This is a genomic window from Bradyrhizobium sp. AZCC 2176 (genome assembly GCF_036924645.1).
GTDB lineage: Bacteria > Pseudomonadota > Alphaproteobacteria > Rhizobiales > Xanthobacteraceae > Bradyrhizobium.
Map to the genome: position 1 here is coordinate 1833278 of NZ_JAZHRX010000001.1, position 26739 is coordinate 1860016.

Sequence of the window (26739 nt, forward strand, 5' to 3'; positions counted from 1 at the left end):
ATTCCGGGTTCGCGCTGTCGCGCGCCCCGGAATGACGACGTCAATTATGTTCCCGCAGCTTGAACCGCTGAATCTTACCCGTCGCCGTCTTCGGCAGATTATCCACCACGTCGATCCAGCGCGGATATTTCCACGGGCCGATCTTCTGCTTGACGTGCTCCTTCAGCGCCTCATGCAGGTCATCGGTCCTGGCGCCGGCGCGCAGCACGACGAAGGCTTTCGGCTTCAACAGCCCTTCGGGGTCGGCTTCGGGCACGACGGCGGCCTCCAGCACCGCGGGGTGGGTGATCAGCGCGCTCTCGACCTCGAACGGCGAGACCCAGATGCCGGAGACCTTGAACATATCGTCGCTGCGGCCGCAGAAGGTGTAACGGCCGTCGGCGTCGCGGATATATTTGTCGCCGGTGCGGGTCCAGTGGCCTTCGAAGGTCGAACGGCTCTTGGCGCGCTGATTCCAGTAGCCTTCGCCGGCCGAGGGCGCGTCTACCAGCAATTCGCCGACCTCGCCGTCGGGTACGTCAGCGCCGGCCTCATTGACCAGCCGCACCTTGTAGCCCGGCACCGGACGGCCGGAGCAGCCGTATTTGATGTCGCCGGGCGCGTTGGAAAGGAAGATGTGCAACAACTCGGTGGAGCCGACGCCGTCGAGAATGTCGACGCCGAAGCGCGCCTTCCAGGCGTTGCCGACCGATTCCGGCAGCGCCTCGCCCGCCGAGGTGCAGATGCGCAAACGATTGCCGGCGCGGGCATCCTTCACCGTCTCATCGTTGAGCATCGCGGCGAACAGCGTCGGCACGCCGTAGAAGATGGTCGGGTTATACTTGTTCATCAGCGCGAACATCGCCGCCGGCGTCGGCCGCTCGCTGTGCAGGACCGTGGTAGCGCCGACCGACATCGGAAACGTCAGCGCATTGCCGAGGCCATAGGCGAAGAACAGCTTTGCCGCCGAAAGGCAGACATCGCTTTCGCGAATACCGAGCACCTGTCTGGCGTAGGTATCCGCCGTCGCCGCGAGATTGGAATGCAGATGGCGCACGCCCTTAGGGCTCCCGGTCGAGCCGGATGAATAGAGCCAGAACGCAGGCTCATCGGGATGCGTCGCGGCGGTCGCGAATGTCTCGCTCTCGCGCGCCAACTCGTCGGAAAGTTTCTTGTGACCGTGCGCGTCCTTGCCCGACACGACGACATGCTCGAGATCGGGCAGCCGCCCGACCACGTCCTTCACCACAGGCAGCAGCGCCTCGGAAACGAACAGCACGCGCGCGCGGCAATCTGCCAGCACATAGGCGTATTGCTCCGAGGTCAGCAGCGTGTTGAGCGGCACCGGCACGATGCCGGCCCGGATCGCGCCGAGAAACACGGCAGGAAAGTCGACGGTGTCGAGCATGATCATCGCCACGCGCTCTTCGCGGCGAGCGCCGAGACGGCGCAGCATGTTGGCCACCCGGCGGCTTTGCCGCTGCAGATCGCCGTAGGTAAGTTCAGCGACGGTATCGGTGAAGGCGAGCTTGGCCCCGCGGCCCTCGTCGACATTGCGATCGAGCAGCCAGGTCACCGCATTGTACGAACCGGACATGCCGCCCACGACGCTTCTCCCCTGAGTTTTAAGAATTATAATTCATACAAAGACACCAGCGCCGCTTGCTGTCAATCCTCATCGGCATTATGTTTCCGAAATCCGTTCACCAGCAAATAAAGCCGAACGAGGGAAATGACCGAGGCCAGCGACCCCGAAACCGGCTTTCTCGAGCAGCTCGGCCAGCGTGTGCGCACCATGCGCGCCCTTCGTGGCATGTCGCGCAAAGTGCTCGCGAAAGTGTCGGGAATTTCCGAGCGCTATATCGCGCAACTCGAAAGCGGCAAGGGCAATGTCTCGATCGTGCTGCTGCGGCGCGTGTCGAACGCAATGGGTGCGCATCTCGAAGACCTGATTCCTTCCGCCGAGCCGGCGCCCGATTGGGCGGTCATCCGCGATCTCCTGCGCAAGGCGACGCCGGCCCAGATCGCGCAGGCCAAGGAGGCGCTCGCCGGCGGCGGCATGTCGGCACAGCGGCGGATCTCGTTCGCCGGCATCGCCCTGATCGGCCTGCGCGGCGCCGGCAAATCCACCCTCGGCAGGATGCTGGCGAAGAAGATCGGCTGGAAGTTCGTCGAGCTCAACAAGGAGGTCGAGGCGCAGAACGGATTATCCGTCGCCGAGATCATCGCGCTCTACGGCCAGGAAGGCTTTCGCCGCATGGAGCAGGCGGCGCTTTCGCAGTTGCTGGCGCGGAAGGAGCTGATGGTGCTGGCGACCGGCGGCGGCATCGTCTCCGAGCCGTTGACGTTCGACCTGATCCTGTCGTCGTTCTACACCATCTGGCTCAAGGCCGAGCCGGAAGAACACATGGCGCGCGTCCGCAGCCAGGGCGATTTGCGCCCGATGGCGGATGATCGCTCCGCGATGGCCGAGCTGCGCAACATCCTGGTCAGCCGCGAGCCGCTTTATGCGCGGGCTTCCGCCGTGGTCGATACCGCAGGGCTTTCCGTCGACGCCGCGGCGGCGCGGCTGAGCGATGCCGTGGCGCCGGTGCTGCACGACAAGCACGCATTCGGCCTGCGTACCGCGGTGTCGTAATCGCACTCGAACTCCCCCGCTCTTCGCGATACAGAGCATGCATGAAACTGCTTTTTCTCCATGGTTCGCCCGCGGTCGGCAAGCTGACGGTTGCAAAAGCGCTGCTCCGGATCGTACCGGGGCGGCTGATGGACAATCACGCCGTCATCGATCTGGCGCTCACGGTCTTCGAGTTCGGCGCGCCCGGATTCTGGGAGCTCGTCCATGACGTCAGATGTTCGGCCATCGACGCCGCTGCCGCGAACGGCGTCCCGCTGCTGGTCACAACCTTCTGTTACGCCGAGCCTGACGACCGTGAGCAGTTCGGCAAGTTTGAGGAAATCATGCACCGACACGGTGGCGAATTGCTTCCGGTCTTCCTGCACTGTTCGCGCGAGGAAGCCTTGCGCAGGGTGGGCAATCCCGACCGGGTGGCGCGGCGCAAGATAAGTTCAGGGGAACACCTGATCCGGGAGCTCGACCGCTACGACCTCACCGCCGTGCCGCGGCCCGATTGCCTCAAGCTGGATACCGCGATGATTCCGGCTGATATGACCGCACAGAGCATCGTCAATCATTTCGGACTCACACCAGCATTGATTTGACCGAGGCCGCCGCCTCGCGCAATTGCGGCAGGAAGCGTTCGACCATTTCGGCTGATGACACGCGGTCGACATGCGCGCCCATGTTGATGGCGGCGACGATTCCGCCGTCATAGCGGCGGACCGGCACGGAGATCGAGCGGAAACCCGGCTCGGCTTCGCGATCGACCAGCGAATAGCCTTGGGCGCGATCGGCGATGATCGTCTTCAGCAGCCGCTTTTTGTCGGTCACGGTGAACGGCGTCAGTGGCGCGAGGTCCATTTTATCGAGCGCCGCGGCCAGTTCGTCGTCGGGCAGCCGCGACAGCAGGACACGGCCGACCGAGGTGCAGAACGCCGGCAGACGGTAGCCGATATCGATCCCTGCGGAAAATATCCGCGTCGGGCTGGCGCGGGCGATGAAGACGACGTCGTTGCCGTCGAGGATCGCCATCGACGAAATTTCCTGTGCCTCGCCTGACAGCCGGTCGAGCGCGGGCTGCAGCACCGAGACGACATGGTTGGAAGCGAGATAGCTCGAGGCCAGCACCAGCACGCGCGGCATCAGCCGGAACAGCTTGCCGTCGGTAGCGACGAAGCCGGCGCGTTCGAGCGTGAAGAGAATCCGCCGCGCGGTCGCGCGCGGCAACTCGGCGGCCTTGGCAAGGTCGCTCAACGTCATGGGCTGCCGGCTGCCGCCGAACACCTCCAGCACGCGCAATCCGCGATCGAGGCTTTCGATGAAATCGGTCGCGCCGCGGTTGTCTGCGTCCCCCACGCGCTTAAGCTTCGGCATCGCTGCCTCCATAATCCGCTTGCCTAACGCTAAGCTTACGCTAAAATCGCACAAACGTTCAATAGGCGAACAAATGGATATGCGGAGATCCTCGCCATGATGAGCCAGGAAGCGAACGACCTGATTACCCGCACCGGCCGCAAGGACCCCTGCGGCAAGCTGATGCGGATGTATTGGCAGCCGGCGGCGCTGGTCGACGAGTTGCAGGGATCTCGCGCGGTTCGACCGGTGAAACTGCTCGGCGAGAACCTCGTGCTGTTTCGCGACGAGGAAGGCCGCTACGGCCTGATCGACCGCCACTGCGCCCATCGCGGCGCCGACCTCGCCTTCGGCCGTCTCGAGAATGGCGGGCTGCGTTGCGCCTTCCATGGCTGGCTGTTCGATGTATCAGGCCAATGCCTGGAAACGCCCGCGGAGCCGAAGGACTCAAAACTGTGCCAGGGCATCAAGCAGCGCGCCTATCCCGTGGTCGAGAAGAGCGGCATCCTCTGGGCATATCTGGGCGAAGGCGAGCCGCCGGCATTTCCGGAAATCGACTGTTTCGTCGCCCCCGACAGCCATACGTTTGCTTTCAAGGGCCACATCAATTGCAATTGGCTGCAGGCGCTCGAGGTCGGCATCGATCCGGCGCACGCCTCCTTCCTGCATCGCTTCTTCGAGGATGAGGATACCTCGACCGCCTATGGCAAGCAGTTCCGCGGTGCTTCCGCCGGAAGCGACATGCCGATGACCAGGATTTTGCGCGAATACGACAACCCGATCATCAATGTCGAGCACACCGAATACGGGCTGCGCCTCATTGCGCTGCGCGAGATCGACGAGGAGCGCACCCATGTGCGCGTCACCAACCAGCTCTTCCCGCACGGCTTCGTCATCCCGATGAGCCAGGAGATGACGATCACGCAGTGGCATGTGCCGGTCGATGACGAGAACTGCTACTGGTACGCGATCTTCACCAGCTACACGGCGCCGGTCGACAAGAAGAAGATGCGCGACCAGCGCCTCGAATTGTACGAGCTGCCGGACTACAAATCGCGCAAGAACAAGAGCAACGATTACGGTTTCGATCCGCACGAACAGGCGACCGAGACCTATACCGGCATGGGCAACGACATCAACGTCCACGACCAGTGGGCGGTGGAATCGATGGGTGCGATCCAGGACCGCACCAACGAGCATCTCGGCACCTCGGACAAAGCGATCGTGCAGTATCGCCGCCTGCTGCGGCAGGAGATCGAAAAGGTTGTCGGCGGCGAGAAGCCGTTCATGTTCCTGGACGCCGCGCATGCCCGCAGCATCCAGGGCCCGGCGACCATGGACGGCATCGGGCCAACGCGCGGCTGGGAAATCTACTGGATGGAAGTCGACGTCAAGCGCCGCCGCGGGGCACCGTGGGCGGCGCCGGTGCCGGGCGAGATCGCCGGCAAGGTTACGCACCTGACGGCGGCGGAGTGAAGTTTGTGGCACCGTCATTCCGGGGCGATGCGCCAGCATCGAACCCGGAATCTCGAGGTTCCGGGTCTGGTCCTTCGGACCATCCCGGAACGACGGCCAGCAGGGAGCAACGCGTTGAGTTTCGTCGCACGTCACGGTCTTTGGTCGAAGGAACAGCAGGAAGCCGCCAGCCGCCTTCGCAAGATCGTCGAAGAGAAAAATCTCGAAGTCATCAGGCTGTCGTTTCCCGATCAGCACGGCATTTTGCGCGGCAAGACGCTGGTGGCCGGCGAAGCGATCGCCTCGCTGGAAAGCGGCTGCTCCATCACTACCACGATGCTCGCCAAGGACACCTCGCACAAGACGGTGTTTCCGGTGTTCACGGCCGGCGGCGGCTTTGGCATGAAGGAGATGGAGGGCGCTGCCGACGTGTTGATGGTGGCGGATCCAACCACCTTTCGCGTGCTGCCCTGGGCGCCGACCACGGGATGGCTGCTGTGCGACCTCCATTTCAGCGACGGCCGCCCGGTGCCGTTCGCCACGCGCCATCTCTATCGCAAGGTGCTCGGTCAACTGGAAAGCCGCGGTTACGATTTCGTCGCGGGGCTCGAAGTCGAATTCCACCTCTTCAAGCTCGAAGACGAGCATATGGCCCCTGAAGATGCCGGCCAGCCCGGGCGGCCTCCGTCCGTCAGCCTGCTGTCGCACGGCTATCAGTACCTGACCGAGCAGCGCTACGACCAGATGGAGCCGGCGCTCGAAATCATCCGCCGCGACGTGCTGGCGCTCGGCTTGCCGCTGCGGTCGGTCGAGGTCGAGTTCGGCCCGAGCCAGTGCGAATTCACTTTCCAGCCCAGCAAAGGTCTCGCCCCTGCTGACAACATGGTGCTGTTTCGCTCGGCCGTAAAACAGATCGCCCGCCGCCACGGCTATCACGCCACCTTCATGTGCCGGCCGAAACTGCCGAATGTATTCGCCTCCGGCTGGCACCTGCATCAATCGCTGGTGTCGCGCGCAAGCGGCACGAATGCCTTCATGACGAAAGCGGCCGGCGAAGCGCTGAGCGAGTTCGGGCAAGCCTATCTCGCCGGGCTGCTGGAGCACGCCCGCGCGTCGACCGTGTTCACGACGCCGACCATCAACGGCTACAAGCGCTACCGCTCCTACTCGCTGGCGCCGGACCGCGCGATCTGGGGCCGCGACAACCGCGGCGTCATGATCCGCGTGCTCGGCGGCCCGGGCGATGCCGCCACCCGACTGGAAAACAGGATCGGCGAGCCGGCGGCCAATCCCTACCTCTACATGGCCTCGCAGATTCTCTCAGGGCTGGATGGCGTCGATCGCAAGCTCGATCCGGGGCCATCGGCCGATACGCCTTACGAGACCAAGGCGGCGCCATTGCCGAAGAGCCTGCGCGAGGCGGTGTTTGCGCTGCAGGATGATCCGTTCTTCCGGCAGGCGCTGGGCGCAGAGTTCGTGGACTACTACGTCCACATCAAGAACGCCGAGATCGAGCGGTTTCAGGCCGAGGTGTCGGACTGGGAGCACCGCGAATATTTCGAGATGTTTTGAGGCTTCCCTCTCGACTCGTCATTGCGAGGAGCGAAGCGACGAAGCAATCCATGCCTCAGCAAGCGGAAGGATGGATTGCTTCGCTGCGCTCGCAATGACGGCGGAAGGACCGCCGGTCGATCGCCTCCCCTCAAATCCCCAAATACCTATGCTGCAGGTCCGGCTCTGCGATCAACTGCTCGCTGGTGCCCGTCCATACCGTCCGCCCGCGCTCGATGATGTAGTGGCGGTCGGCGATGCGGGAGAGGTTGGCGACGTTCTTGTCGATGACGAGCACGGATTGGCCACGGCCCTTCAGCATCGACAGGCAGTTCCAGATTTCCTCGCGGATCAAGGGCGCAAGGCCTTCGGTGGCTTCGTCGAGGATCAGGAGTTTCGGATTGGTCATCAGCGCGCGGCCGATCGCCAGCATCTGCTGCTCGCCGCCGGACAGGGTGACACCCATGTTGTTGCCGCGCTCGGCGAGCCGCGGAAACAGCGCGTGGATTTTTTCGATGGTCCAGGGATCGGGATTGCCGGCGCGGTTGCCCGAGGCCGCCACCAGGTTTTCGTACACCGTCAGATTCGGAAAGATCTGGCGGCCTTCCGGCACCAGGCCAATGCCGAGCTTTGCAATCTTGTAGGACGGCAGGCTGCGCACTTCCTCGCCGGCGAAGCGGACCTTGCCCGCGCGGGCCGGCGTCATGCCCATGATGGAGCGGATGGTCGTGGTCTTGCCCATGCCGTTGCGGCCCATAAGGGCGACCATCTCGCCCGACTGGACCTTCAACGAAAGCCCGAACAGCACCTGGCTGAGGCCGTAGCAGGTTTCGATGCCGTCGATTTCCAGCAGGGTTTCAGCCATGACCGACCACCACATGCTGGTCGCCGAGATAGGCGCGCTTCACTTCCTCATTGCTCCGGATCGCGTCGGGATTGCCGGAGGCGATGACGCGGCCATAAACCAGCACCGTGATGCGGTCGGCGAGTGCGAACACCGCTTCCATGTCGTGCTCGACCAGCACGATCGTCACTTCCTTCCGCAGCTCCTTCAACAGCGCCACCATGCGCGCGGATTCGGTGACGCCGAGGCCGGCCATCGGCTCGTCGAGCAGCAGCAGTTGCGGTTTTGTCGCGAGCGCTACCGCGAGCTCCAGTTCGCGCTGCTCGCCGTGGCTCAGCTCGGACACCGGCACGTCGGCGCGTTTTGCGAGCCCGACCCGCGTCAGCGCCGCCTGTGCCGCGTCGCGCAGATGCCTCTCCTTGCGCGCCGCGCCCCAGAAGCGGAACGAGTGGCCGTCATGGGCTTGCGCGGCGAGCGCGACATTATCCGCCGCGGTGAAATCCGGCAGCAGGCAGGTGATCTGGAACGAGCGCGCCAGGCCGAGCCGGCTGCGCTGATAGGACGGCAGCCACGTGACGTCGCGGCCGGCGAAATGAATGGCGCCGGAATTCGGCATCAACTGCCCGGTCAACTGGCTGATCAGCGTGGTCTTGCCGGCGCCGTTCGGGCCGATGATGGCGTGCAGTTCGCCCGGGGCAACGTCGAGCGAAAGATTGTCAGTGGCTTTGATGCCACCAAAGCTGCGGACCAGGTTTTCAACGCGGAGCAAGGGATCACCTGAGGAATCAGCCAAAGAATCAACCACGGCTAAACCTCCCGAGTACGCCCATGATGCCGCCACGCGCGAACAGCACGATCAGCAGCAACAGCGGGCCCATGATCAGCGCCCAGTATTCGGTGAATTGCGACAGGACTTCTTCCAGCAGGAGGAATACGATGGTGCCCAGGACAGGGCCGAACAGCGAGCCCATGCCGCCGAAGACCACCATCACCATGAGTTCGCCAGAGCGGGTCCAGTACATCCCGGCCGGGCTGATGAAGTCGGTATTGTTGGCGAGCAGTGCGCCGGCGAGGCCGCAGATCGTGCCGGAGATGACGAAACAGACGAGACGATATCTGTTGGCATGAAAGCCGATCGCCTGCATGCGCTGCTCGTTGGAACGGACACCCTGCACCACCATGCCGAAGCGCGAATTGATGATACGCCAGATCAAATAGACGCCGCCGAACAGGCAGGCGAGGCAAAGGTAGTAGAACTGCACGCGGTTCGACAGGTCGATCAGGCCGCCGAAAGTGCTGCGCTTGTAGATCGTGAGGCCGTCGTCACCGCCATAGCGCGACAACCCCGAGGTGACGTAGTAGGCCATCTGCGCGAAGGCGAGCGTGATCATGATGAAATAGACGCCGCGGGTGCGGAGCGACAGCGCGCCGATCACGAGCGCATACAGCGCCGACGCCGCCAGCGCCACCGGCCACTGGATGAAGCCGGAGCCGATGCCTTCATAGGCCAGGATGCCCACCGCATAGCCGCCGATGCCGAGATAGGCGGCATGACCAAAACTCATCATGCCGCCATAGCCCATGATGAGGTTGAGGCTGGCGGCGGCGAGCGCAAAGATGACGATGCGGGTGAACAGCGTCAGGATAAAGATGTTGCCGGTCAGCGCGGAATAGACCGGCAGCAGCGTGAGGCCAAGTGCGACGAGCGCCACGACGACGTTGCGGACGTTGAGCTGAGATTTCATCGCTTGGCGGCCGGAAACAGCCCCTCCGGCCGCACCACGAGAACGATGGCCATCAGGAGATAGATCAGCATCGACGACAGGGCGGGTGCGGCGGTCGAAGCGGCGGCGGAACTCAGCACCATGCGCAGCAGATCGGGCAGGAAGGCGCGGCCAAGCGTATCGATCATGCCGACAAAGATCGCTGCCAGGAACGCGCCGCGGATCGAGCCGATGCCGCCGATGACGATGATGACGAAGGCGAGAATCAGGATGTTCTCGCCCATGCCGATCTGCACCGTGAGGATCGGTGCCTGCATCAGCCCGGCGAGGCCCGCAAGCGCCGCGCCAAGCCCGAACACCAGCGTGAACAGCAGCTTGATGTTGATGCCGAGCGCGCCGATCATTTCGCGATTGGAGGCGCCGGCGCGGATCAGCATGCCGATGCGGGTGCGCATGACGACGACATAAAGCAATGCCGCGACCGCCAGCGCGACCACGATGATCGACAGCCGATAGGCCGGATAGAACACGCCGGGGACGATCTGCACCGGCACGGTCAGCCAGGCCGGCAGCGGCAGCGACAGGCCGGCCGGGCCCCAGATCAGCCGCACGGCGTCATTGAAAAACAAAATCAGCCCGAAGGTCGCCAGCACCTGATCGAGATGGTCGCGGCCGTAAAGATGCCGGAGCGCGATGAATTCGAGCGCGATGCCGAGCAGCAACGTGGCACCGAGCGCCAGCAGGATGCCGAGCACAAAACTGTTCGTCCACGCCACGAAGGTGGCGGCGAAATAGGCGCCCATCATGTAGAGCGAGCCGTGCGCCAGATTGACGAAATCCATGATGCCGAACACCAGCGTCAGGCCGGCCGCCAGCAAAAACAGCAGCAGGCCGAACTGCAGGCCGTTCAGCGATTGTTCTACGAGGACGAGCATGAATCCTAAACTCTAGGCCTAACAAAACAGCGGCAGCACATCTGCGCCGCCGCCATTTTTCTTGTTGGGCGGATGATCTGTCGCAAACCGCCTCCGGGTCAAGCCCGGGGGCGTGTCCGCGAGATCATGCACCGGCCATGCCAACCATCACTTCTTCATCGGACATTTGTCGGCGAAGCGGTCCTGGTCGTCCTTGACGATGGTCGCCACCGTCTTGAGGGCGAGCTGGCCGTCGGCGTCCTTGACCACGTCCTGGAGATAGAAATTCTGGATCGGGATGTGGTTGTTGCCGTATTTGAACGGACCGCGCACCGACTTGAAGTTGGCCTTCTCCATCTCGGCCTTCATCTCGTCCTTCTTCGAGGTGTCGCCCTTCGCGGCGATAACCGCGCTGTTGATCAGGTTGGCGGCATCATAGGACTGCGCGCCGTAGAAGGTCGGGCGCAGGCCGGTGTACTTTTTGCGGTAATCTTCGACGAACTTCTTGTTCTCGGGGAACGGCAAATCGTTGACCCATTGCTGCGCGCCGGGCACGCCGATTGCGTTTTCCTTTTGCAGCGGCAGCGACAATTCGTCGATGGTGAACGCCGTATAGAGCGGGATCTGCCCCTTGAGGCCGGCCTGGGCGTATTGATTGAGGAACTGCACGCCGGCAGCGCCCGGATAGAACACGAAGATCGACTCGGCCTTGGAGTTCTTGGCCTTGGTGAGCTCGGCGGAGAAGTCGAGCTGGCTCGGCCACACCGTGTATTCCTCGCCCACGACCTGGCCCTTGAACGTGCTCTTCACGCCGGCCAGCATGTCCTTGCCGGCGGCGTAGTTCGGACCGATCAGGAATACCGACTTGACGCCCTTCTGGTTCATGTAGGTGCCGACCGCCTGCGGGGTCTGGTCATTCTGCCAGGAGGTGGAGAAGACGTAAGGCGAGCAGAGTTCGCCGGCGAGCTGCGAGGGTCCGGCATTGGCCGAGATCAGGAAGGTTTTTGAATCGACCGCGGTCTTCAGCGAAGCCAGCAGCACGTTCGACCAGATATAGCCGGCGATGAAATCGACCTTGTCGGACTGGATCAGCTTTTCGGTCTTCTGCTTGCCGACATCGGGCTTCTGGCCGTCGTCCTCGTAGATCACCTCGACCGGCTTGCCGCCCATCTTGCGGCCGAGATGGTCGAGCGCCAGTTCGAATGAATTGCGCATGTCGTTGCCGATCACAGCGGTCGGGCCGCTGAAGGTCGAAACGAAGCCGATTTTGATGGTGTCGCCCGCGGACGCGGGCTGCGCCAGCGCCAGAAAAGCCGCGCCCGCCAGCCAGAATGCCTTTTTCATAATATCACTCCCCTCCTCGTTATCGTACCAGACCCGGTCGACCGGGCGACCGCGCTTGTCCCGCACGCCTCATTATCAGGTGAGGTATTTTGTGCGCGAAATCGCCGGTCTGCGGCAAGCATGAACCGCTGGCCCGGCTTTGGACCTTCGGCTCATCCTCCCGATGGCCTGCACCATAATTCGTGGATGGCGAGGATGGCAAGAACTATAGTGCCGGTTGCCAAGGCAACAATTGTCGCACCCTGGGGCTGGGTTAGACCAGATATTCCGCGCCGTCGATTACGTACGCCGCATGGCGGAAATCACGGATGGTCGCGACTTGGCCGGCCGCCCAGCCCAGCAGCATGAAATATTTCGGCCCTTGGTCAGGCGCGTTCGGATCAAACACCAGGATGGCGGGATGTCCCTCCACCAGGCCCGGCACCAGATGCCAGTCGCTTACCTTGGCGTAATTGCCGAAATAGCGGGACACTTCGGCCTTGCCGTTCAGGCGGGACTTGCTGACGAGATCAAGCCTGACGTCGTCCGAGATCATGGCGCGGATCGCGTCGAAATCGCGGGCGTTGAAATGGGCGACATAGGCGCCCAGGCGCGCGCGATCGGCATCCGATAATCGCTGCTGCGGCGTGTCCTCCGGCTCATCGGCGATTTCCCGCAACTGCGCGCGTCCGCGATGCAGCGCGGCCTTGGCCGCCGGCAGGCTGCAATCCATCACTTCGCAGATCTCCTTGAGCGAGCAGCCGAGCACGTCCATCAGGATCACGCTTGAGCGCTGCGCCACCGGCAGGCGCATGAAGGTGCGCAAGGAGGTGGCGGCGATCTGGCGGCTCTCCACGGCATCGAGTTGGTCAACGATCATGTCCACCTCCGCTGGTCCCCGCAGCGCCTCCTGACGGTTGCGCCGGCGCAGGAAATCCAGCGCGGTGTTGTGCGCGATCCGGAACAGCCAGCCTTCGGGATTGCCGACCTCGCCGGCACCAGCCTGCGCCTCCACCGCTTTGATCAGCGCATCCTGCAGCACGTCCTCGCCGTCGATGACCGAGCCGACCATGCGCGCGCAATAGCGATGCAGCCTTGGCCGCATCGCCACCAGCAGGCGTTCGATGTCAAAGACGGCGGACGTCTCGGGCACCCCTGTCATTCGACCTCCGGCAGGCGGTTCAGTTCTCGCCCAGCATGCGATAATTGCCGACGATGGTGGCGCCTTTAGGCAGCGGCGGTTCGGCGCAGCGCTCCCGAATGCCGTTCTGGAATGCCGCGAACGCCGGCAGCTTCGGCAACGGGCTCGAGCCATCATCGGCCGCGGTCTCGACGACGTGGATGAAGGTGTCGTCCTCCAGCCGCAGCGACATATAGCGCAGGCCTTCCGGCTGCGCCGCCTTCAGTTCCGCAAACACCGCCGCGACCAGTTCGGCGTTCCTGTCGGCCATTTCCGGCTTTGCCTTGTATCTTACCACGGTCCGTCGCATGGGCTTCTCCTCGTTGGCGGCTGCAAAGGCAGCGCTTCGACCCCAAGGACGTTTGGAGCCAGCCAAAGGATGCGGGCCCGGAAAAATGTTTTTGGGGCCTGCGCGATACGCTTTCGCTATCGACCGATTAGCAAACGCGCCTTGGACCGGAGCCGCAAATGGCTACATAATCCAATATGTTGAAACATCTGAAACCGGGCCGCATCCGATGACGACAACTCCGAAACAGCCCCATCACGTGGTGATCGTTGGCGCCGGTTTCGGCGGGCTGGAAGCGGCCTTTGGTCTCGCCGGTGCGCCGGTCAGGATCACGCTGATCGATCGCCGCAATCATCATCTGTTCCAGCCGCTGCTCTACCAGGTCGCGACCGCTTCGCTGGCGACCTCGGAAATCGCCTGGCCGATCCGCTATCTCCTGCGCGGACGCAAGGAGGTGACGACGCTTTTCGCAAATGTCAGTGGCGTCGATGCTGCGGGCAAGCGTGTGCTGCTCGAAGACGGCGATGCGATCGCCTATGACACGCTGATACTCGCCACCGGCGCCCGCCACGCCTATTTCGGCCATGACGAATGGGAGCCGTTCGCGCCCGGCCTGAAGACACTGGAGGATGCCACGACGCTGCGGCGGCGCATCCTCGTCGCCTTCGAGCGCGCCGAGCGCGAGACCGATCCGGCGCGGCGCGCGGCGCTGTTGACCTTCGTCATCATCGGCGCCGGCCCGACCGGCGTCGAAATGGCTGGAACCATCGCCGATCTCGCCAGGGACACGCTGCCGCCGGACTTTCGCAACATCGACACCCACAAGACCCGCGTGGTGCTGGTCGAGGCCGGCCCGCGCGTGCTGGCTGGCTTTCCCGAGGACCTCTCGGCCTACGCGCAGCGCTCGCTGGAGCAGATCGGCGTCGAGGTGGTGCTGGGGCAGCCCGTCACCGAATGCGCCATCGATGGCGTGGTCTATGGCGGCAACAAGCTGGAAGCCAGAACCATCGTCTGGGCCGCTGGCGTGCGCGCCTCGCGCGCGGCGGAATGGCTGAACGCGCCGGCCGACCGCGCCTACCGTTTGAAGGTCGAGCCCGACCTCACCGTGCCCGGCCATTCCGACATCTTCGCCGTCGGCGACACCGTGACCATTGCCGGCCCCGACGGCAATCCGGTGCCGGGCATCGCGCCGGCGGCCAAGCAGCAGGGGCGCTACGTGGCGGCGCTGATCAAGGCGCGCCTGAACGGCGGCACGCTGCCGGCGTTCCGCTACAAGCACGCCGGCAGTCTCGCGCAGATCGGCAAGAAAAAGGCGGTGATCGACTTCGGCCGCATCAAGCTGCGCGGCAATCTCGCCTGGTGGATCTGGGGCATCGCTCACATCTACTTCCTGATCGGCCTGCGCAACCGCCTCAGCGTCGCCCTCAGCTGGCTGTGGATCCACGCCCGCGACCAGCGCGCCGCACGGCTGATCACGCAGGGCTCGAGCAAGGTCACGGGCTAGGTTTCCGGAACGAAAGACACCTCACGGCGCGCAGAAAAAGCTGGCCGCCCGATCGACCGGCCCCGATTTGTAGTGCGGCCATGCCGGCCACTGGCACAATGGCAGCGCGCGCGTCACTTCGAACGCCGGTGCCTCGACCTTCTGCTCGGTCACCGCGATATCGCCGGGCGCCTTGCCATTCTCGACCCAGTCGACCAGCACGGCCAACATGTCGACATTGGCGGGCGCGCCGGAGCCGACATGATCGACGCCGGGCGCCGTGTAGAGCCGCACGAACTCCGCCGTCTTTTCCTTGCCCAACGCGCGCTGCACGTTTTCGAAGTAGCGGATTCCCGCATAAGGGCTCTGGGCGTAGTCGGCCATGTGCTCGAGGATCACGAGCTTGCCTCCGCGCGCGGCAAAGCGGCTGAGGTCCGGATTGGTCGAATCCATCAGCTTGGATACCTGAAGCAGGCGCTCCTTGTGATCTTCGGGCTTGTATTTTGTGACATCGAGCTGAGGGTCGCGCGCAAAGACATACTGGATGCCGCCCGCGCCGTAGATCCAGGCGATGCCGTTGGCCGGCACCGGCGGCTGCGCCGGTGGTGCCTTGCCGAGCCACCAGGAGCTCCAGCCGCCGGTCGGACCGAACGCGGGAATATTTTCGCCCGACACCCCCCAGCCCGGATAATCATCGAGGCCATTCTCCAATGCGAACGGAAATTTGTAAGTCGAATGCAGCGTCTTGATCGCCGTGATCTGGGCGGCGCTCAGGCACTGGTCGCTGCTTTGGCCCTCCGGGCATCGCAACGACTCGGGCCGGAATTTGGCCTTGCAGCCGACCGGATCCTGAACCAACTGGTCGTCCGAGCCGTCGGCCGTGTCGCACGCCTGCAGTACCGCTTTCGCCACAAGTTCGACTTGCGCAGGACGGATCCAGCCCTCGCCCATCGTCGCTAGCCCCGACCGCGTCCCGGCGTGCTGCAGTCCAACCCAGTTGATCACAGGGACGCGCGCGAAGAGGCCGTCAAAGTCATCGGGATAGCGCTGCGCCATGGTGAGCGCCTCGCGGCCGCCTTCCGACGATCCCATGAAGTACAGCTTGGCCGGCGGATTGCCGTAGGCGCGCACCATCAGGGCCACGGCGGCGTCCCGCACCCGCTTGTAGGATCGATGCGCAAAATTCTCGAAAGCCTCGTCGTTGAGCGCGAACACCTGCGGCGGCTCGCCCGCCTTGGTCTCATGGCCGGAATCCGTGCCATAGGTGACAAAGCCGCGCGCCAGCGGCGACGGCGCGCCGAACGGATAGGCCGGCGGCAGAGCGAGGCCGGTGATCAGCACGCCGTTGAAGCCGCCGCCGCCATATTGCAGCGAGCGGCCGTTCCACTCGACCGGGAGATTCACCTGGAATTTGATCGGCGGCGCATTGGGATCTGATGGCGCGATCTGGCCGAGCACCTTGCAGAATTCCGGATTGGCCGGCGTGACGCGCGCCGCCGGCGTCGGTCCTCTTTCGGCGACCGTGAGTGGTGTAGGCGCGACGATGGAGGCGGAGTCGACCCGGACGGCATTATCGGTCGGCCGGATAAGGTCGCCGCAGGTCGCAGCCGGATCGCCGGCCATCTTCGCGGCTATCGCATCCGCACTGCAGAGCGGAGCAGCCGCGAGCAGCGAAGCGAACTGAACCCACGCGCGCATATCTAACTTGAGGCGTTGCATTGTTTCCCCCCTCGCTATCGTCTTGCAGCCACATTTTGGGCCGGCCGTCAGGCCTACAATGATTTGCGACGCGCGGACGTCAATCGAAATAAGCCTCACTTCACCAGCGAGCAACCGCCTTCGGCAAGCGGACGGAAGGCCTGATCGGCCGGAATCGTCGAAACCAGCTTGTAGTAATCGTAGGGATATTTCGACTCTTCCGGCTTCTTCACTTCGAACAGGTACATCGGGTGAATGACGCGGCCGTCCTGGCGGATGGTGACGTCGCCGAACAGCTTGTCCTTGCCCTTGAACTTCTTCATCTGCGGCACCGCGTCCTTGGCATGATCGCTGCCGGTCGCCGCGACCGCGTTGAGATAGGCCAGCGTGGAAGCATAGACGCCGGCCTGGTTGCCGCTCGGCATCTTGCCGTTCACGCCCGGCCGCGCCGCGAAACGTTTGGCGAAGGCGCGGGTGTCGTCGTCCTTGTCCCAGTAGAACGCCTCGAACAATTGCAGGCCCTGGCCGACCTTCAAGCCCATGCCATGGACGTCGTTGATGAACAGCAGGAACGCCACCATGGTCTGGCCGCTTTGCTGAAGACCGAACTCGGCAGCTTGCTTCACGGCATTGACGGTATCGCCGCCGGCATTGGCAAGCCCGATCACCTTGGCCTTGGAATTCTGCGCCTGCAGCAGAAGCGAGGCAAAATCCGGCGTGTTGAGCGGATGCTTGGCCGAGCCCAGCACCTTGCCGCCGTGCTTTTCGATGTAGTTGGTGGCCTCGGCCTCGATGCCCTGGCCGAGCGCAAAATTCACCGTGATGAAGTACCATTCCTTGCCGCCGCGCGCCATCATCGCCGCTGCCGTGGAATTGCCGGTCGCCCAGGCATCGTTGACCCACTGGATGGTGTTGGGCGAGCAGGCCTTGCCGGTCAGGTCGGAACTCGCGGTCGACGACGCGAGAAACGTCATGCGGCTGTCGCGCAGCAGCGAATTGATGGTGAGACCGACCGCCGAATTCGGCACGTCAACCACGGCATCGACGCCGTCGACATCGAGCCATTTGCGCACGATCGCCGATCCCACATCGGCCTTGTTCTGGTGGTCGGCATAGACGATTTCGACCTTGATGTTCTTGCCGCCACCGTTGAAATCTTCCGCCGCCATCCGCGCGGCCTCTACCGAACCCATGCCGTTGGTGTCCTGGAAGATGCCGGAGATGTCGTTGAGCACGCCGACGCGGACAACGTTATCTGATATCTCCGCACGCGCGGCGCCCCACGTCGCGCACGATAAGGCAAGCGCCAGACCGAATCTGCAAACCTTCATTTGTTTCTCCCTTGAATTTGATTCTGGGTTTCCCGGACTTCGCCGGGTTTGACTTCGCTGTGCGATATCGGGCGATGCCGCCGTTACAATTGCCGGTCCGGCAGGCTAAGGACCAAACCATCGAGATCGGCCGCGAGCTTGATCTGGCAGGACAGGCGGCTGTTGGCCTGCCGCTCGGCGGCCGCGCCATCCAGCAGCGCGTCCTCGTCGCCGCCCATGGCCGGCAGACGGGCGAGCCAATCCTCGTCGACATAGACATGACAGGTGGCGCACATGGCGTTGCCACCGCATTCCGCCAGGATTCCGTTGATATCGTTGCGCGTCGCGGCCTGCATGACGCTTTCGCCCACGCTCGCCTCGGTGTGCTGCCGGCGGCCGTCGGGATGGATAAAGATGATGCTTGGCATAAGCGGTCCGTCAGGCCGGAGAAATCGTGATGGGGAGACTTTCGAGGCCGCGCAGCGTGTTGTTGTAGCGGCGCTTCACTGGACCGGTGATCTCGATGCTCGCGACCTTGCGCGCGATCGCCGCCAGCATCACCTCGCCTTCGAGGCGCGCCAGAAGCTGGCCGACGCACATATGGATGCCCGAGCCGAATCCGACATGGCCCGAGGTCCGACGGGTCACGTCGTAACTATCCGGGTTTTCCCAACGCCGCGGATCGCGGTTGGCAGCGCCGAGGAACATCAGAACCTTCTCGCCTTCGCCAATGCGATGGCCTGCGAGTTCGACCTCCCGCGTCGTGGTACGGAAGAAGGTCTGCACCGGACTTTCGAAACGGATCGCCTCCTCGAATGCGTTGCGCGCCAGCGTTGGATCGCCGCGCAGCCGCGCAAGCTGATCAGGGAAGCGCGCAAGACAATAGAGCGCGGCGCCGATGCCGTTGACGGTGGTATCGAGCCCCGCGGAAAGCAGCGAACGCACCAATATCTGTGCTTCTTCCGCCGTGATGTCGCCCGCATCGGCACGGGCATGGACGCAGGCGCCGAAGCCGCCGGGCGCGAGATTTTCACGCTTGCACTGCGCAGCGACATAGGCCTGGTGCGGCGCTGAGCGCTCTATCGCCTCCTGCCGCAACTGGTTCGGCGGCCCGAAGGCGTTGAACACCAGGCTCGCATAGGGAAGAAGATTCTCCCGGCCTTCCTGCTTCAGGCCCACCGCATCGGGGAACACCGACAGCGGGTAGGCTTCCGCGAGATCAGCAATCGCATCGAAACTGCGGCACGCCAGCAGTTCGTCGACCTTGGCGGCGGCCATCGCCGTAAATTGTTCTCGGACCCCTTTCATTGCGGTTGGCGACAGCACGTTGCTGAGCACGGCGCGGGTCCTGGTATGGGCCGGCGGGTCGGCCTCGAGGATGATGCTTGGCGGCCGCCACGGCTTTTCCTTGGCGAAATCGCTCAGTCCCACACCGCGGCTCGAACAGAACGTCAGGGGATCGTTGAGGACAGCGTGAACCTCGGCATAGCGCGCCACGCCATAGACGCTCCATTTGTCGAGCCAGACCACCGGCCCGGCCTCGCGGAGGACTTCGTGAATCGGGTACGGCTCCTCGAAGAATTCGGTCGAGAACGGGTCCACGTCCAGCCTCAGTACGCCCGCCGGCGGGCGCTGCGTTGAGGTTGCTTGGTCCATCGGGGCGTTCGCGCTCATGTGGGCCTCCTGCATAATGTTCTTGCAGAGCGGTGTGCGCTGTCTCTATGTCTGGGGCGCTGAAGCAGCTTTGGAAGAGCATGAGCAGGAACAGACAGGCGCGGCCCCCTCGCGCGGGCGCGGCAGGCAAGAGCGGACGGGCCGAACAGGTGCTCGACCTCGACCGTTACGTTCCGGCGCTCATCACCTTCATCGCCAACAAATTGTCGCGCAGCGCGACCGTGGTTTATCAGAAGCGCTTTGGGGTCAACGTCACGGAATGGCGGATCCTGTCGTTGCTTGCGATCGAGCCGGAAATTTCCGCGGCGCGCATCTGCCATGTGATCGGTTTCGACAAGGGGCCGGTCAGCCGGACCTTGGCAGGAATGGAAGAGCGCGGGCTGATCAGCATCAGGGCCGACCGACAGGACGGACGCACCCATTCGATCTCGCTGACCGCGAAGGGCTATACCATCCACGACCAGGTCATTGCGGTCGCGCTTGAACGCGAACGCCGCCTGCTTTCCTGCCTGAGCAAGCCGGAACGCGAGACCCTGATCGCCCTGCTGTTGCGGGTGCATGGCAATCTCGATGCCGTGAAAGGCGCTGGCGAAGTCGACGAGCGCGCCTGAACGGAACGCACTGGCCGCAGCGCTCTCAGGCGCGGCCGCAGAACCGACGCGCGCGCATCGATGCATTACGTCGTGACGATCTGACCGTCCGGACATCCGTTTCTCCCCCGCACGGCCCGGCAATCTCTGTGCTCTTCGATCGGCCGCTTGTTCCAAAACAGGCTCGCACAAATTAGTTGCCTTGGCAACATAAATAGCGGACCACGGCAGATGAATTCCGCGAACGGCCCCGGGCCATTCGCGGGTTCAGGTTACTTACTTGACCAGCGGGCAGTTGCCCTCGCTCTCGGGACGAAACGCCTGATCGCCTGGAATGGTTGCGACGACTTTCAGAAGATCCCATTTCGACGTGGATTCGTCGGGTTTCTTGACCTCGAGCAGATAGAGCGGGTGAATCTTGCGGCCGTCGCTGCGGATGGTTCCCTTGCCGAACAGCGGATCGTCGGTCGGCATCGCCTTCATCGCCGCGACTACGGCCTTGCCATCGGCAGCGCCGCCGACCTTGTCGACGGCCTTCAGATAATGCAGCACGGACGCGTAGACGCCGGCCTGCATGTCGTTCGGATAATTCTTCTGCGGATGGCGTTCGGCGAACCGCTTGGCAAAGGCGCGCGTACCATCGTTCAAATCCCAGTAGAACGGATTCATGATCTGCGCGCCCTGCGCCGCCTTCAGGCCGAGCGCGGGAATGCCGTTCATGCCGAGGATCAGGCCGACCAGTTTCTGTTTCTGCGTCAGCCCGAATTCCGCCGCCTGCTTGATCGAGGTGATGGTGTCGTCGCCCGCATTGGCCACGCCGACGATATCGGCGCCCGAGGCCTGCGCCTGCAGCAGGAAGGAGGCGTAATCGGCGGTGCCGAGCGGGTGGCGCACAGCGCCGAGCACTTCGCCGCCGGAGGCCTTGACGCCTTCGACAGCCTGCTTCTCCAGATCGTGGCCGAAGGCATAATCGGCGGTGAGGAAGAACCATTTCTTGCCGCCCTGCGCGACCACGGCTTTGCCGAGGCCGCGGCCATAGGCATAGGTATCGTAGGTCCAGTGCACGGTATTCGGCGTGCACCTTTCGCCGGTGAGCAGCGCGGTGCCGGCGCCGGAGCCGATGAAGACCTTGTTCTTCTGCTCGCTCATATTGGCGACCGCGAGCGCGATCGCCGAGTTCGGCAAGTCGAAGATGGCATCGATGTTTTCGGTGTCATACCAGCGCCGCGCGATGCCGACGCCTGTGTCGGTCTTGTTCTGGTGATCGGCGGTGATGACGTCGACGGGCTTGCCGGCGGCCTTGCCGCCGTAATCCTCCACCGCCATTTGCGCGGCAATGACCGAACCTACGCCCTGGTAGGTCGAAAATACGCCTGACTGGTCGTTAAGCACGCCGATCCGGACGCGATCCTGGCCATAGGCTTGGCCTTGGGCGGTGCCGACGAATATGCCGCCGAGCGCGGCAACGAGCATTCCCGTACGAAAAAGCTGTCGCATGCATTCCCTCCTGGATGGAAAAGGCGGCCTTCGCGACCACTCCGAAATTACTTATAACTTATAAGTATTTTGAGGATTGTCAATTCACGTGGTGCCGTGCGAGCTATTGCCCATGGGAAGAATCGCCAAAGCTTCGACGCGCAGGGGCAACGGGGCCGCCAGACCTGCCGAGCCGGGCGCGGGCCGAGAGCTCGATCTCACCGCGCTACAGCAGACCCCGGGATTCATGATCCGGATCCTGCAATTGCAGAATTTCGAGGCGTTCTATCCGTATTTCGAATCGCTAAAGCTCTCGCCGCTCGAATACGCCATCCTCGTCACCGTCCGCGACAACAAGACGGTGACGCAGAGCGAGTTGGCCGGCGTGCTGAAAATGCAACTGCCCAACCTGGTAAAAATTCTGTCGCGGATGGAAGAGACCGGCGTCTTGAAGCGCAAGCGGTCCACGCGGGACAAGCGGGCGGTCGAGCTCAGCCTCAGTGCGACGGGCGAGAGGCGCGCCGACGAGGCCAGCCGGCTCGGCGAAAGTTTCAACGCGCAGACGCTTTCCGCGCTGAGCAAACCCGAGCAGGCAGCCTTTCTCCAGATGCTGGTGCGGCTGGTCGAAGCGCACAAAAACGGGCTTTGAGACGCCTGCGTCTCAGCCGTCGCAGCCGATCCATTCGGCCGACGAATCATCGTCCAGTGCTGCCACCGCGATCGCGCGCCGCGTCAGCACCGCGCGCTGGTTGATGTAGCCCTTGTCGGTGATCTCGCCGCCGTCGACCGAGGGCGGCTCCGCCAGCAGCAGCGCCCGCGTGGCGTGACCGGACGAGTTGCCGCTCTGGGCCTTCAGCTTTGCAAGACCCTGCGCGATCGCGCTGCGAACCTTGTCGTGGCCGATCACGTCTTTCACATCGGCATCCTCTGACAGGCCGGCATGCGCCCGGCAGGCCGCGACGTTCGGAAATACCAGAAAACGGACCTCATCGCCGCCGTGACCGGTCACCACGATATCCTGCGCCAGCGGCGCCAGCGCGGCGATGCCGGCGACGCGCAGGGTGCCGACGCTGACCCAGGTGCCGGAATTGAGCTTGAAATCTTCCGCGACGCGGCCGTCGAAAAACAGTCCAAGTTCGGGGCGCGCCGGATCGGCAAAGGTGGCGGCGTCGCCGATCAGGTAAAAGCCTTCCGCATCGAACGCCTGCGCAGTCAGTTCCGGTGCCTTCCAGTAGCCGGGCGTGACGTTCGGGCCGCGCACGCGCACCTCCAGCTTGTCGCCCGACGGCACCAGCTTCAATTCGGTGCCGGGGATCGGCACGCCGATATTGCCGGAACGTTTCGCCTGAAAATGGCAGTCGGTCGCGAGCGGCGAGGTCTCGGTCGAACCCCAGGCCGACACCATCGGCATCGCGCGGCCGACGGTCTTGATCGAAAGTTCTTCCAGAGCGTCCCAGAGATTCTGCGGCAGCGCAGCGCCCGCGTAGAAGGCGAACTTCACCTCGCGGAAGAATTTCTTGCGCAACGCCTCATCGCTTCGCAGCGCCGCGATCAGCATGTCAAAGCCGCGCGGCACGTTGAAATAGACCGTCGGCATCACGCTGCGCAGATTGGCCAGCGAGGTCGCAAACAGCCCGGGCGCCGGCTTGCCGCCGTCGACATAGAGCGTGCCGCCGTTGCGCAGCACCAGATTGAAATTGTGGTTGGCGCCGAAGGTATGGCTCCAGGGCAGCCAGTCGAGGATGACGAGATCCTCGCCGCTATCCGCAAGGAACGTCCAGGTCTGCGCCTTGGCCTGCTGGCTCGAGGTCAGCATGCGCTGGGTGTTGATGACGGCCTTTGGCGTGCCGGTCGAACCCGAGGTGAACAGAAATTTTGCGATCGTATCGGGCGTGATCGCGCCGAAGGCCTTCTCGACGTCAGGCATTTCCGGCGTGGCCGCGATACTGCGGAAGGAGATCGCGTCGGTATCGGCGGCGCTGCCGCTGACGATCGTAGCCGAATGGTGCGGCTTGATCGCCGCCAGCGCCGCCGCAAACGGTTTCATGCTGGAAACATAGATCGCGCCGGGCCCAAGCAGCCTGACCATGCTCTTGAGCTTGTCGAAATCCTTGGACATCAGCGAATAGGCCGGCGAGATCGCAGCCGATGGCACGCCGACATGCTGGGCCGCGAGCGCGAACAGCGCATGCTCGACGCTGTTGTCGGACAGGATCACCAGCGGACGCTCGATGCTCAGGCCTTGCGCGAGTATCCACGCGGCCGCCGCGCGCACCTGCTTCAACGCATCCTTGTAGGTGACTATCGACCACGGCACATCGACACTGGCGCGATCGGCGAGAAAAACCCGCTCCGGCGCCTGCCGCGCCCAATGCTCCAGCCAGTCGCCGATGCAGCGAGCCGCTGGCTGAAGTGGTGTGGTCGACTTCACCAGAATGCTGCCGTCGGCGCGGCGATCGGCGACAATTGCGGGTGCCGCGAACAGACTGCGGGAATTGTCACCGCTTGCGGCGGCGATGGTCATGGTTTCCTCCTGTCCCGAATGGTTACGGGATTGCCGCGCATCGTGCCGGCGTGCAGCTCGAAGGGCTGCTTGACCCTAATGTTGAGCACAACAATTGTTGTCGTCAACAACAATCTTCCCCTGAAGCCCGCGAAGCGCTAGAAAAAGGAAACGATGGCGGGGAACGGTCTAATGCCCAGAACGGCCAAATCGCGCGCGAGCACGCGGCCGCGTCCCGGCCGGACGCGGCATGAAGCCGGCAACGCGCAACGCGACGCCGGGGAAGACGAGATTGGCCTCGACGCGCTGGCCGGCCACGCCGGTTATGCGGTGCGGCGCTTCCAGATCTGGATTTTTCAGGATTTTATCCGCACGCTCGCCGCCGTCGATATCCGCCCGACGCAGTATTCGGTGATGACGGTGATCGGTGCCAATCCCGGGCTGAGCCAGATGGCGGTCGCCAAGCGGCTCGGGATCGAGCGCGCCAGGCTGGTGCATCTGTTGGACAGTCTCGAACATCGCGACCTCGTCAGCCGCGTCAGATCCGCGACCGACCGGCGCTCCCACGCCCTGCACCTGACCGCGCGCGGCAGGACGGCGCTGACGCAGTTCAGGCGGCTCGCCGCCGAACATGAGCGCCATGTGGCCGATAAAATCGGCAAGGAAAACCGCGAGCGGTTGCTGCAAATCCTTTCCGCCTTCACCTGAGCGCGGCCGTAGCCTCGCCGTGGGTCCGTTCGCCTAAATATTGGGCAACCACTCGACCGCACCAGACTCGCAAACCGCGCCCGCCAATATCTTAAATACTTGATATTACGTACCTATCCCTTACGGTCGGTACCATTCCGCCATTGTACACAATGGCACATCGCTTGCTTCATTCCCGGTAAAGCCTTGCTCGCTGGAGTTTTGCTCGCCATGGGGTCTGACGTGCCTGAAACCGTTGCCGCCATCGTCGCCGCGCACCGCGCCGCGACCATGACCCCGGCGCAAACCGTCGCGCGCAGTTATCAGCGCATCCGCGCCTATAACGATCCGGCCGTGTTCATCAGCCTGCGCGACGAGAAGGAGGCGCTGGCGGAGGCCGAAGCGCTGGGCGCAAAGGACGCCGCGGCGCTTCCGCTTTTCGGCGTCCCGGTCGCGGTGAAAGACAATATCGACGCGCAGGGCATGCCGACCACGGCGGCCTGCCCGGCCTTCTCGTATTCGCCTGCGCAGGATTCGACGGCAGTGGCAAAATTGCGGGCGGCCGGCGCCATCATCATCGGCAAGACCAATCTCGACCAGTTCGCGACCGGTCTGGTCGGCGTCCGGTCCCCCTACGGCATCCCCGTCAATCCGATCCGCGCCGATTTGATTCCGGGCGGATCGAGCTCGGGATCGGCGGTCGCGGTTTCCGCAGGGCTGGTGCCGCTGGCCCTCGGCACCGATACCGCGGGTTCGGGGCGCGTGCCGGCGATGCTCAACAACATCGTCGGGCTGAAGCCAAGTCTCGGGCTGATCTCCAACGCCGGCCTGGTGCCGGCATGCCGGACGCTGGACTGCATTTCGGTGTTCTCGCTCACCGTCGACGATGCGATGGCCGCGCTGGCGGCGATGGCGGGACCGGACGGCGCCGATCCGTTTTCGCGCGACCGGCCGCTGGAGAAAATGTCCGCGTTTCCAAGCCAATTGCGACTGGGCGTGCCGCGCAACGGCCAATTGATCTTCTTCGGCGACCGCGCCGCGGAGAAGGCCTATGGCGAGGCGCTTGCGCGCTGGACATCGCTCGGCGCCACGCTGGTCGAATTCGACCTGGAGCCGTTCTACGAGACCGCGCGGCTGCTCTATGAGGGCCCGTGGGTCGCCGAGCGATACCTTGTCATCCGCGACCTCTTGGCGTCCGCGCCGGATTCGATCCATCCGGTGACGCGCGAGATTACGGCCGCCGGCGCGCGGCTGACCGCCGCGGACACCTTTGCCTCGCTCTATCGGCTGCAGGCGCTGCGCCGCGTGGCCGGGCGTGCTTTCGCCAATTTCGACGCGATGGTGCTGCCGACGGCGCCGACCGCCTATTCGACTGCGCAAGTGCTGGCCAATCCGGTCGAACTCAACTCAAGGCTCGGCACCTACACCAATTTTGTGAATCTGCTCGACCTCTGCGGGCTGGCGCTACCGGCCGCGATGCGCGCGGATGGCATTCCGTTCGGCATCACGCTGCTGGCGCCTGCAGGCCACGACGCCAAGCTCGCCAGTATCGGCCGCGTATTCCATGCCGACACCAAATTGAAGATGGGAGCCAGGGGCCTGACGCAGCCCGCGCTCGCGCCATGGCCGGAGGACGCCTCCGGCGACGAGATCACCATCGCTGTGGTCGGCGCGCATCTCTCCGGTATGGCACTCAACGGCGAACTGCAGGCGCTCGGCGCGCGCCTGATCGAGGCGGCCACGACCGCGCCGGATTACAAACTCTATGCGCTCGACACCACGCCGCCGAAGCCCGGCATGCTGCGCGTCGACGCCGGCGCGGGAAGCGCGATCAGGCTGGAGCTATGGGCGTTGTCGGCAGCGGCGTTCGGCAAATTCGTCGCCGCGATCCCGCCGCCGCTCGGAATCGGCACGATCCGGCTGGCGAATGGAAGAGGCGTGAAAGGTTTTCTGGTCGAGCCCGCCGCGATCGATGGCGCGCGCGATATTTCCGCATTCGGCGGCTGGCGCGCGTTCATGGCGGAGAAGGCGGGGGTTTAGCCGTCGTTTCGTAGGGTGGGCAAAGCGAAGCGTGCCCACCATCAAA

At 63.8% G+C, this 26739-nt stretch carries 24 protein-coding genes; 9 read left to right on the forward strand and 15 right to left on the reverse strand.

Going from position 1 to position 26739, the window contains the following annotated elements; all coding sequences use genetic code 11:
• Nucleotides 1-40 precede the first annotated feature (40 nt).
• Complete coding sequence (locus tag V1288_RS08380; protein ID WP_334361245.1) at nt 41-1576, reverse strand: benzoate-CoA ligase family protein; 1536 nt, start codon at nt 1574-1576, stop codon at nt 41-43.
• A gap of 135 nt (nt 1577-1711) precedes the next feature.
• Here V1288_RS08380 and V1288_RS08385 point away from each other — a divergent pair, with 135 nt between their 5' ends.
• Together V1288_RS08385 and V1288_RS08390 are read left to right on the forward strand one after the other, a co-directional pair.
• Nucleotides 1712-2617 (forward strand): helix-turn-helix transcriptional regulator, encoded by a 906-nt coding sequence (locus tag V1288_RS08385; protein WP_334356598.1) that lies wholly within the window; start codon nt 1712-1714, stop codon nt 2615-2617.
• 128 nt (nt 2618-2745) lie between these two features.
• The gene (locus V1288_RS08390; protein ID WP_334356599.1) at nt 2746-3201 is read left to right on the forward strand and encodes a hypothetical protein; all 456 of its coding nucleotides are present in this window, start codon (nt 2746-2748) and stop codon (nt 3199-3201) included.
• On the opposite strand, the gene V1288_RS08395 is transcribed toward V1288_RS08390, so the two are convergent.
• The gene (locus tag V1288_RS08395; protein ID WP_334356600.1) at nt 3182-3973 is read right to left on the reverse strand and encodes an IclR family transcriptional regulator domain-containing protein; all 792 of its coding nucleotides are present in this window, start codon (nt 3971-3973) and stop codon (nt 3182-3184) included. The two genes, V1288_RS08390 and V1288_RS08395, sit on opposite strands and share 20 nt — an antisense overlap.
• Before the next feature lie 96 nt (nt 3974-4069).
• On the opposite strand from V1288_RS08395, the gene V1288_RS08400 reads away from it, so the two are divergent.
• Both V1288_RS08400 and V1288_RS08405 read left to right on the forward strand, forming a co-directional pair.
• Entirely contained in the window at nt 4070-5428 is a 1359-nt protein-coding gene (locus tag V1288_RS08400) for an aromatic ring-hydroxylating dioxygenase subunit alpha (protein ID WP_334356601.1), read from the forward strand.
• A gap of 114 nt (nt 5429-5542) precedes the next feature.
• Complete coding sequence (locus tag V1288_RS08405) at nt 5543-6979, forward strand: glutamine synthetase family protein (RefSeq protein WP_334356602.1); 1437 nt, start codon at nt 5543-5545, stop codon at nt 6977-6979.
• Between the two features lie 130 nt (nt 6980-7109).
• On the opposite strand, the gene V1288_RS08410 is transcribed toward V1288_RS08405, so the two are convergent.
• From V1288_RS08410 to V1288_RS08440, 7 genes are all read right to left on the reverse strand, one after another.
• Nucleotides 7110-7823 carry an ABC transporter ATP-binding protein gene (locus V1288_RS08410; protein WP_334356603.1) on the reverse strand — a complete coding sequence of 238 codons (714 nt, stop codon included), beginning with the start codon at nt 7821-7823 and terminating at the stop codon, nt 7110-7112.
• Entirely contained in the window at nt 7816-8571 is a 756-nt protein-coding gene (locus tag V1288_RS08415; RefSeq protein WP_334356604.1) for an ABC transporter ATP-binding protein, read from the reverse strand. The genes V1288_RS08410 and V1288_RS08415 overlap by 8 nt, the downstream gene beginning before the upstream one ends.
• 28 nt (nt 8572-8599) lie before the next feature.
• Nucleotides 8600-9547: a branched-chain amino acid ABC transporter permease gene (locus V1288_RS08420; RefSeq protein ID WP_334356605.1), complete on the reverse strand. Its 948-nt coding sequence runs from the start codon at nt 9545-9547 to the stop codon at nt 8600-8602.
• Entirely contained in the window at nt 9544-10461 is a 918-nt protein-coding gene (locus tag V1288_RS08425; protein ID WP_247782881.1) for a branched-chain amino acid ABC transporter permease, read from the reverse strand. Before V1288_RS08425 ends, V1288_RS08420 begins: the two co-directional genes overlap by 4 nt.
• Nucleotides 10462-10608: 147 nt before the next feature.
• Nucleotides 10609-11784: an ABC transporter substrate-binding protein gene (locus V1288_RS08430; protein ID WP_334356606.1), complete on the reverse strand. Its 1176-nt coding sequence runs from the start codon at nt 11782-11784 to the stop codon at nt 10609-10611.
• Between the two features lie 253 nt (nt 11785-12037).
• Nucleotides 12038-12925 carry a sigma-70 family RNA polymerase sigma factor gene (locus V1288_RS08435; protein ID WP_334356607.1) on the reverse strand — a complete coding sequence of 296 codons (888 nt, stop codon included), beginning with the start codon at nt 12923-12925 and terminating at the stop codon, nt 12038-12040.
• Between the two features lie 19 nt (nt 12926-12944).
• Nucleotides 12945-13253 carry a hypothetical protein gene (locus V1288_RS08440; protein WP_334356608.1) on the reverse strand — a complete coding sequence of 103 codons (309 nt, stop codon included), beginning with the start codon at nt 13251-13253 and terminating at the stop codon, nt 12945-12947.
• 208 nt (nt 13254-13461) lie between these two features.
• Between V1288_RS08440 and V1288_RS08445 the strand changes: the two genes are divergently transcribed.
• On the forward strand, nt 13462-14736 hold the full coding sequence (locus V1288_RS08445; protein WP_334356609.1) for an NAD(P)/FAD-dependent oxidoreductase: 1275 nt from the start codon (nt 13462-13464) through the stop codon (nt 14734-14736).
• Between the two features lie 21 nt (nt 14737-14757).
• On the opposite strand, the gene V1288_RS08450 is transcribed toward V1288_RS08445, so the two are convergent.
• The 4 genes from V1288_RS08450 to V1288_RS08465 form a co-directional block, all read right to left on the reverse strand.
• Entirely contained in the window at nt 14758-16338 is a 1581-nt protein-coding gene (locus tag V1288_RS08450; RefSeq protein ID WP_334361246.1) for a tannase/feruloyl esterase family alpha/beta hydrolase, read from the reverse strand.
• 191 nt (nt 16339-16529) lie between these two features.
• A complete protein-coding gene (locus V1288_RS08455; RefSeq protein ID WP_334356610.1) occupies nt 16530-17744 on the reverse strand; it encodes an ABC transporter substrate-binding protein in 1215 nt (404 codons plus the stop codon).
• An 83-nt stretch (nt 17745-17827) separates the two neighbouring features.
• The gene (locus V1288_RS08460; RefSeq protein WP_334356611.1) at nt 17828-18151 is read right to left on the reverse strand and encodes a 2Fe-2S iron-sulfur cluster-binding protein; all 324 of its coding nucleotides are present in this window, start codon (nt 18149-18151) and stop codon (nt 17828-17830) included.
• 10 nt (nt 18152-18161) lie between these two features.
• Nucleotides 18162-19397 (reverse strand): cytochrome P450, encoded by a 1236-nt coding sequence (locus V1288_RS08465; RefSeq protein WP_442893927.1) that lies wholly within the window; start codon nt 19395-19397, stop codon nt 18162-18164.
• Nucleotides 19398-19477: 80 nt separating this feature from the next.
• Between V1288_RS08465 and V1288_RS08470 the strand changes: the two genes are divergently transcribed.
• Nucleotides 19478-20008, forward strand: coding sequence for a MarR family winged helix-turn-helix transcriptional regulator (locus tag V1288_RS08470; RefSeq protein WP_334356612.1), 531 nt, complete (start codon nt 19478-19480; stop codon nt 20006-20008).
• Nucleotides 20009-20263: 255 nt separating this feature from the next.
• Here V1288_RS08470 and V1288_RS08475 read toward each other — a convergent pair whose 3' ends face one another.
• Nucleotides 20264-21484: an ABC transporter substrate-binding protein gene (locus V1288_RS08475; RefSeq protein WP_442893928.1), complete on the reverse strand. Its 1221-nt coding sequence runs from the start codon at nt 21482-21484 to the stop codon at nt 20264-20266.
• Between the two features lie 112 nt (nt 21485-21596).
• Here V1288_RS08475 and V1288_RS08480 point away from each other — a divergent pair, with 112 nt between their 5' ends.
• The gene (locus V1288_RS08480) at nt 21597-22112 is read left to right on the forward strand and encodes a MarR family winged helix-turn-helix transcriptional regulator (RefSeq protein WP_334356613.1); all 516 of its coding nucleotides are present in this window, start codon (nt 21597-21599) and stop codon (nt 22110-22112) included.
• A 12-nt stretch (nt 22113-22124) separates the two neighbouring features.
• On the opposite strand, the gene V1288_RS08485 is transcribed toward V1288_RS08480, so the two are convergent.
• The gene (locus V1288_RS08485) at nt 22125-23987 is read right to left on the reverse strand and encodes a feruloyl-CoA synthase (RefSeq protein WP_334356614.1); all 1863 of its coding nucleotides are present in this window, start codon (nt 23985-23987) and stop codon (nt 22125-22127) included.
• Nucleotides 23988-24158: 171 nt separating this feature from the next.
• On the opposite strand from V1288_RS08485, the gene V1288_RS08490 reads away from it, so the two are divergent.
• The gene (locus V1288_RS08490) at nt 24159-24674 is read left to right on the forward strand and encodes a MarR family winged helix-turn-helix transcriptional regulator (RefSeq protein WP_334356615.1); all 516 of its coding nucleotides are present in this window, start codon (nt 24159-24161) and stop codon (nt 24672-24674) included.
• Nucleotides 24675-24884: 210 nt separating this feature from the next.
• Nucleotides 24885-26693 (forward strand): allophanate hydrolase, encoded by a 1809-nt coding sequence (gene atzF / locus V1288_RS08495; protein ID WP_334356616.1) that lies wholly within the window; start codon nt 24885-24887, stop codon nt 26691-26693.
• Nucleotides 26694-26739: the final 46 nt, after the last annotated feature.

Excerpts from the sequence above, each read along its gene's own strand:
- V1288_RS08380 (WP_334361245.1), bottom strand. The coding sequence starts at position 1,576 with ATGTCCGGTTCGTACAATGCGGTGACCTGGCTGCTCGATCGCAATGTC.
- V1288_RS08385 (WP_334356598.1), top strand. The coding sequence starts at position 1,712 with ATGACCGAGGCCAGCGACCCCGAAACCGGCTTTCTCGAGCAGCTCGGC.
- V1288_RS08390 (WP_334356599.1), top strand. The coding sequence starts at position 2,746 with ATGGACAATCACGCCGTCATCGATCTGGCGCTCACGGTCTTCGAGTTC.
- V1288_RS08395 (WP_334356600.1), bottom strand. The coding sequence starts at position 3,973 with ATGCCGAAGCTTAAGCGCGTGGGGGACGCAGACAACCGCGGCGCGACC.
- V1288_RS08400 (WP_334356601.1), top strand. The coding sequence starts at position 4,070 with ATGATGAGCCAGGAAGCGAACGACCTGATTACCCGCACCGGCCGCAAG.
- V1288_RS08410 (WP_334356603.1), bottom strand. The coding sequence starts at position 7,823 with ATGGCTGAAACCCTGCTGGAAATCGACGGCATCGAAACCTGCTACGGC.
- V1288_RS08420 (WP_334356605.1), bottom strand. The coding sequence starts at position 9,547 with ATGAAATCTCAGCTCAACGTCCGCAACGTCGTCGTGGCGCTCGTCGCA.
- V1288_RS08425 (WP_247782881.1), bottom strand. The coding sequence starts at position 10,461 with ATGCTCGTCCTCGTAGAACAATCGCTGAACGGCCTGCAGTTCGGCCTG.
- V1288_RS08430 (WP_334356606.1), bottom strand. The coding sequence starts at position 11,784 with ATGAAAAAGGCATTCTGGCTGGCGGGCGCGGCTTTTCTGGCGCTGGCG.
- V1288_RS08435 (WP_334356607.1), bottom strand. The coding sequence starts at position 12,925 with ATGACAGGGGTGCCCGAGACGTCCGCCGTCTTTGACATCGAACGCCTG.
- V1288_RS08440 (WP_334356608.1), bottom strand. The coding sequence starts at position 13,253 with ATGCGACGGACCGTGGTAAGATACAAGGCAAAGCCGGAAATGGCCGAC.
- V1288_RS08445 (WP_334356609.1), top strand. The coding sequence starts at position 13,462 with ATGACGACAACTCCGAAACAGCCCCATCACGTGGTGATCGTTGGCGCC.
- V1288_RS08450 (WP_334361246.1), bottom strand. The coding sequence starts at position 16,338 with ATGGCCGGCGATCCGGCTGCGACCTGCGGCGACCTTATCCGGCCGACC.
- V1288_RS08455 (WP_334356610.1), bottom strand. The coding sequence starts at position 17,744 with ATGAAGGTTTGCAGATTCGGTCTGGCGCTTGCCTTATCGTGCGCGACG.
- V1288_RS08460 (WP_334356611.1), bottom strand. The coding sequence starts at position 18,151 with ATGCCAAGCATCATCTTTATCCATCCCGACGGCCGCCGGCAGCACACC.
- V1288_RS08465 (WP_442893927.1), bottom strand. The coding sequence starts at position 19,397 with ATGAGCGCGAACGCCCCGATGGACCAAGCAACCTCAACGCAGCGCCCG.
- V1288_RS08470 (WP_334356612.1), top strand. The coding sequence starts at position 19,478 with ATGAGCAGGAACAGACAGGCGCGGCCCCCTCGCGCGGGCGCGGCAGGC.
- V1288_RS08475 (WP_442893928.1), bottom strand. The coding sequence starts at position 21,484 with ATGCGACAGCTTTTTCGTACGGGAATGCTCGTTGCCGCGCTCGGCGGC.
- V1288_RS08480 (WP_334356613.1), top strand. The coding sequence starts at position 21,597 with ATGGGAAGAATCGCCAAAGCTTCGACGCGCAGGGGCAACGGGGCCGCC.
- V1288_RS08485 (WP_334356614.1), bottom strand. The coding sequence starts at position 23,987 with ATGACCATCGCCGCCGCAAGCGGTGACAATTCCCGCAGTCTGTTCGCG.
- V1288_RS08490 (WP_334356615.1), top strand. The coding sequence starts at position 24,159 with ATGCCCAGAACGGCCAAATCGCGCGCGAGCACGCGGCCGCGTCCCGGC.
- atzF (WP_334356616.1), top strand. The coding sequence starts at position 24,885 with ATGGGGTCTGACGTGCCTGAAACCGTTGCCGCCATCGTCGCCGCGCAC.